This window comes from Terrabacter sp. P5_B1, from assembly GCF_056400505.1.
Window position 1 is genome coordinate 1 of the sequence record NZ_JBFULD010000311.1, and the last position, 4947, is coordinate 4947.

General features: G+C 72.0%; 5 protein-coding genes. 3 read left to right on the top strand and 2 right to left on the bottom strand.

Annotation, left to right across the window (positions count from 1 at the left end):
* The 3 genes from AC1DP0_RS17945 to AC1DP0_RS17955 form a co-directional block, all read left to right on the top strand.
* Window positions 1-931 (top strand): HNH endonuclease signature motif containing protein (locus AC1DP0_RS17945; RefSeq protein WP_478087029.1); only part of this gene is annotated, 931 nt, incomplete at its 5' end.
* A gap of 18 nt (window positions 932-949) precedes the next feature.
* On the top strand, window positions 950-1390 hold the full coding sequence (locus AC1DP0_RS17950) for a DUF1348 family protein (RefSeq protein ID WP_478087031.1): 441 nt from the start codon (window positions 950-952) through the stop codon (window positions 1388-1390).
* Between the two features lie 90 nt (window positions 1391-1480).
* Entirely contained in the window at window positions 1481-2821 is a 1341-nt protein-coding gene (locus tag AC1DP0_RS17955; protein WP_478087033.1) for a DUF2786 domain-containing protein, read from the top strand.
* A 119-nt stretch (window positions 2822-2940) separates the two neighbouring features.
* Here AC1DP0_RS17955 and AC1DP0_RS17960 read toward each other — a convergent pair whose 3' ends face one another.
* Window positions 2941-4383, bottom strand: coding sequence for an MFS transporter (locus AC1DP0_RS17960; protein ID WP_478087035.1), 1443 nt, complete (start codon window positions 4381-4383; stop codon window positions 2941-2943).
* Between the two features lie 17 nt (window positions 4384-4400).
* Window positions 4401-4947: M20/M25/M40 family metallo-hydrolase (locus AC1DP0_RS17965; RefSeq protein WP_478087038.1), on the bottom strand; the 547-nt coding region annotated here is incomplete at its 5' end.

The window sequence follows — 4947 nt, forward strand, 5'->3', positions numbered from 1 at the left end:
GCTGCGGCGTGCGATCGCCTCCGTCGACGGCCGCGGGTCCGACGAGCGCCGCGCCGCCGCGCGGTCGCGGCGGGGCGTGTTCGGCCGGCTCACCGGCGACGGCATGGGCTGCCTCACCCTCGTCGCCGATGCCGACGCGGTCGCTGCGGTGATGGACCGGCTCGACGCGCAGGCGCGCGCGGCACGGGGTGCGGGCGATCCCCGCACCCTCGACCAGCTCCGTTGCGACCTCGCCACGGAGGCCCTGCTCCACAGCCACCTCGAGGCGCTGCAGCCCGTGACCAGCACCGTCACCAGCGACACCACCGACACCGCCGACACCGCGTCCGGCGCCGCCTCGCCCTCCACGTCGAGCGCCACGCCGACCACCGTCTCGGAGGGTCAACCGTCGGGTCTGGTGTGGCTCGTCATGCCCTTCGAGGTCGCGGCCGGCACGTCCCAGGCCGCGTGTGAGCTGCCCGGACACGGCTGGGTGACCGCGGCTCATGCCCGCGAGATCATGACGCGTCCCGGGTCGGTGTGGCGCACCCTGCCCGTCGACTTGCGCACGGGCGAGGCCTTGTCACGACCGACGACGGCCTACCGACCGTCCGCTGCCATGGTCGAGCACGTCCAGGCTGTCGACGGCAGGTGCCGCGGGCCCGGCTGCGAGGTCATCGCCACCCGTTGCGACCTCGATCACGAGACGCCGTGGCCGAAGGGTGCGACATCGATCGACAACCTCCACGCCAAGCACCGGATGCACCACAACCTCAAGACCGACGGTGTCTGGACGACTGTGCCCGTCGCCGACGGCGGCCTCGAGTGGACGACCCTCACCGGCCGCACCTACGTCACCCGTCCCAAGGACTGGCGCGAGGGCGTCGATCCGCCCGACCGCGGATTGGCACCAGGCCGTACCCTGACTGACGAGGCGCTGCCTCCGTTCTGAACCCGCGAGGAGCCCACGATGGATCCACGACCTCCCCTCCCGCCCTTCACCGAAGAGACCGCGCGACGGAAGGTGCAGGCGGCCGAGGACGCGTGGAACACCCGCGACCCCGAGCGCGTCGCCGGGGCCTACACGGAGGACACCGAGTGGCGCAATCGCGGCGAGCACGTCGTCGGCCGCGCGGCCGTGGTCGAGTTCCTGACCCGCAAGTGGGAGCGCGAGCTCGACTACCGGCTGCGCAAGAACCTGTGGGCCTTCTCCGGCAACCGCATCGCCGTCCGCTTCCAGTACGAGTCGCGCGACCGCGACGAGCAGTGGTGGCGGTCCTACGGCAACGAGCAGTGGGAGTTCGACGACCTCGGCTACATGCGTCGGCGCGAGGCGAGCATCAACGACGTGCCCATCGACGAGTCGGAGCGGCGCGTCACCCCCGGTGAGGGCGACCTGCCCGCCTTCTGAGCGCAGGAGCTTCGTCCACAGCTGTCGCCGGCGATGCGAGCCGGACGCACCGTCGGTGACAGCATGGGCGGCACCACGTGAGGAGGTCCCATGGGCAGGGCGAGTCGCAGCCGGCGACGCAGCGCGCAGCAGAGCGCGCCGTCCGGTGACACCCCGTCGTCGTCGACGCAGGTCCGCCTGGCGTTGCGAGACCTGCTGGGCGAGGCGTTCGTCGCGCTCGACCACGGAGACGTGCACCGGTTCGACGACGTCGCCGCCACCATCGCCGCCCTGTGCGCCGAGCCGGGCACCCACCGGACCGTCGTGCTGGCGCTGCTCGACTCCCTGACGATGGCCACGACCGAGGCCTGGCAGCGCGGGTGGCAGCCGGCGGACGTCCACCGTCTGGTCGGTCGCCGCCTCGGCCCGGCGGAGCAGGAGGTCGTCGTCGACGTCATGAGCCACGAGCTCGAGCGCTATCCCGCCTCGACCCTCGACCGGCACTGGATCGCGCAGCTGCGCGAGCTCGACGGACTTCCTCGCGACGGGCGGGGTGCGCCCCGGTCGACCACCTGGCTCGAGGAGCGGCGAGCCGCGGGCACCGACTGGTTCACCCTCGTGTCACGGTCGGTGGCCCTGCTGCACCTCGTCGCCCGCTTGCCGATCCTCGAGCGACTGACCGCGCTCCCTGGCGAGGCCCCGCCCAGGGCGGCGGAGCCAGCGAGCGACGGTCCGGTCGCCGACGAGCGCATCCTCAGCCGGGTCCGGATGCTCCTCGCCAAGGCCGAGTCGACACCGTTCGAGGCCGAGGCCGAGACGTTCACCGCTGGGGCACAGTCACTCATGGCGCGGCACAGCATCGACGCCGCCCTCCTGGCTCGGGCGGGGCACGACCGAACCGGCGGTCGCGGGAGTGATCCGCAGGGACGCCGCATCGGCATCGACAACCCCTACGAGGGCCCGAAGGCAGCCCTGCTGCAGGTCGTCGCCTCGGCCAACCGGTGCCGCATGGTCTGGTCGCGCGAGCTCGGCTTCGGCACCATCGTCGGCTTCGAGTCCGACGTCGACGGCGTCGAGGTGCTTTTCACCTCGCTCCTCGTCCAGGCGACGCGAACGCTCGCCGCTGCGGGTTCGCGCACCGACCCTCACGGCGGCAGCCGCACCCGTTCGTTTCGGCAGTCCTTCCTCGCGGCGTTCGCCGATCGCATCGGGGAGCGCCTCCGCGAGGCCACGGCGCAGGAGGAGGTGGCGGCAGCCGACCGCACGAACGGGCGCGAGCTGGTGCCGATCCTCACCGCCCGGGCCAGGGAGGTCGACGACATGGTCGACACGTGGTTCCCCGACGTCCGACGCGCGTCCTTCGGCTCCGCCCGCGATGCCGAGGGGTGGCACTCCGGCCGCTCGGCCGCAGACCGGGCAGAGCTCGGATCTGCTCGACGCCTGCCCGACTAGGACGCACCCGCCGGCATACAGTCGAAAGGTGACCAGGCTGTCGGTCCCGATCCTGAGCGCCGAGCCGCCATCTGGGCGACCAGACGCCGTGGGTACAGTTCGCGGCCGGGCTCTCGACCTCACGGACCCGGGCGCGGCGTGACCGGGCGCGTCACGAGGAGGCAGACCGCCGCGACGAGCGCCGTGACGCCGCAGATCCCCCAGACGACGAGGTAGCCGGAGAGCGATGCGTGGGCCGTCGCCTCGGCCTCGACCGTCCCCGTGGACGCGAGCGCGATCGCGAAGACGCTCGAGGCGAACGCTCCCCCGATCGTCTTGGTGGTGTTGGTCATGCCCGTCGTCAGGCCGGTGTGCGTGGGCGGCGCCTGAGCCGCCGCGGCCGTCGGCAGACCCGCCACCAGTGCGCCCGAGCCGAGACCGGCGACGACCATGTTCGTCATGGTCTGGGCGAGCGTGTCGTGGAACGGCAGGAAGAGCAGGTAGCCCACGGCGACGAGCACGGCTGCCACGACCATCGCCACCCGCGTGCCGGTGCGGTGGGCGAGGAGGTGGAGCAGGAGCGCACCCACCGCGAGCGACACTACGTAGCCGCCGATGATGATCGAGACCTTGCCCGCCGAGGCGCCGAGGCCGTAGCCGGTGACGGCCGGGTCGGTGCGAGCGAAGGTCGAGAGCGGGATCTGCGCGCCCAGGACCGAGACCCCGAAAAGGAAGGCCGTCACCTGCACGGGCCACTGTCCGCGCGCGCGGAGGACGCGCAGGTCGACGAGCGGTTCCGGGTGAGCCAGCTCGACGCGCGCGAAGGGCACGAATGCCGCACCCCCGGTCACGACGAGGACCCACGGCCATGCGCTGCCCGGACCGAGGACGCGCAGCATGACGAGCCCGCCCATCACGAGCGCGAGAGCGACGGTGACGAGCCAGAAGCCGCGCCAGTCGACCGAACCGTGGGCCAGCACGGGCGACWCCTCGACCCCGAACCAGATCGCGACGAGAGCCAGCGTCACGACGACGGCAGGGAGTGCGAGCAGCGCTGTCATGCCGAGGGACTCGGCGAGCGCGCCACTCGTCAGGGCTCCGGCGATGACGCCGAGCTCGAGACCGGCGACGAGCAGCCCGGCGGCGCCACGCACGCGACGCTCCGCTCCGCCGGTGCGGCGGTGGATGATCGCCACCTCCATCGGGAGCCACACGACGTAGAAGCCCTGGACGGCCCAGGCGACGAGGAAGAGGCCGAAGCTCGGCGCGAACGCGACGCCCCACGACGCGAGCGCCGTGACGACGGTCGACAGGAGGAGCACGCGTCGGTGACCGACGAGGTCACCGAGCCGCGCGAGCAGCGGCACCACGAGCGCCGACACGATGAGCTGCGCGGCCTCGAACCAGTTGACGTCGGCGTCCTTGATCGACAGGTGCCGGGCGATGTCGGTGAAGATCGGGGTGTAGTAGCCCTGCAGCACCCCGCTCGCGAGCTCGACGCAGATGAGGAAGCCGACGACCTTGGCGATCGGGCTGCGGGCCACGGCGCGGGCAGCGTCCGTGACCGTCGTGCTGTCTGACATGCGGGTCCTGTTCTCGCTCAGAGCTGTTCGATGAGACGTCGGTACCACCGGACGCCGTCGAGGAGGTCGGCGACGCCGATGCGCTCGTCAACGCCGTGGATCGAGGCACGCTGCGCGTCGGTCATCCGGAACGGGGTGAAGCGGTAGACGCACGGCCACACGCGATGGAAGTGGCGCGAGTCGGTCGCCGCGAGCATGACGTACGGCAAAACGACCGTCCCGGGGAAGACGTCCTTCAGGGTCGACTCGAGGAGGGCGTATGCCGCGTCGTCCGTCGGCGACACAGGACTCGGTTCGTCTCCGCTGACCAGCATCACCTCGACGTGAGGGTCCTTGATGGTGCTTCGGATTCGCTCTACCGCCCCGTCGACGGTCTCTCCGACCATGACGCGCATGTTGACGTGGGCGCGTGCCGTCGCGGCGATGACGTTCGCTCCCGGCGAGCCCGAGAGCTGCGTGACGGCGACGGTCGTCCGCGCCATGGCCGCGGTCTCGTGGCCGAGCCGCGGCAGGACCCGGGAGAGCACGGGACGGAGGCGTCGCGCGTGACGGAAGGCCACGGCA